Raw genomic sequence first — 473 nt, 5'->3', positions numbered from 1 at the left:
ATAGTGATATATAGCTGAACTATCAGAAGTCAGCAGAGGTCATAGTAACTCCGCTAATCGCGATAGCGGACGAAGGACTGAACTTTAAGGAGGTTTTGAAATTTGAAAGTTTCGCAGAATAATCAAAGATTGCAGAAAACTAAATACTTAGGCTCTAATGCTAAAAATAGAGTGGAACTTGAAGATAAGCAAAGAGTGCATAGAAGATTCTCGGCAACTTCAAATAGAGAAACAAGTGAATTTGAATATGGCTCATTAGAAAGAATACTATCAAGAGAAAATTTACTTCTAGCAATGAAAAGAGTAATCTCAAATAAAGGTAGCCATGGAGTTGATGGAATGACAGTCTATGAACTTAGACAATTTCTTAAAGATAACTGGTTATCAATAAAAGAAAGTATTTTAAATAATGAGTATAAACCAATGCCTGTTAGAAGAGTTGAGATACCCAAACCTAATGGTGGAACTAGATT

The 473-nt window shown here is 33.6% G+C and carries 1 pseudogene; it reads left to right on the top strand.

Features of this window, described 5'->3' with window-relative positions:
• Nucleotides 1–102: 102 nt before the first annotated feature.
• Nucleotides 103–473 (top strand): annotated as a pseudogene (locus LPC13_RS16770) (group II intron reverse transcriptase/maturase); the annotation flags it as partial.

It is taken from the genome of Clostridium celatum, assembly GCF_021412605.1.
GTDB lineage: Bacteria > Bacillota > Clostridia > Clostridiales > Clostridiaceae > Clostridium > Clostridium celatum.
This window is presented reverse-complemented; position numbering and strand designations above follow the sequence as displayed.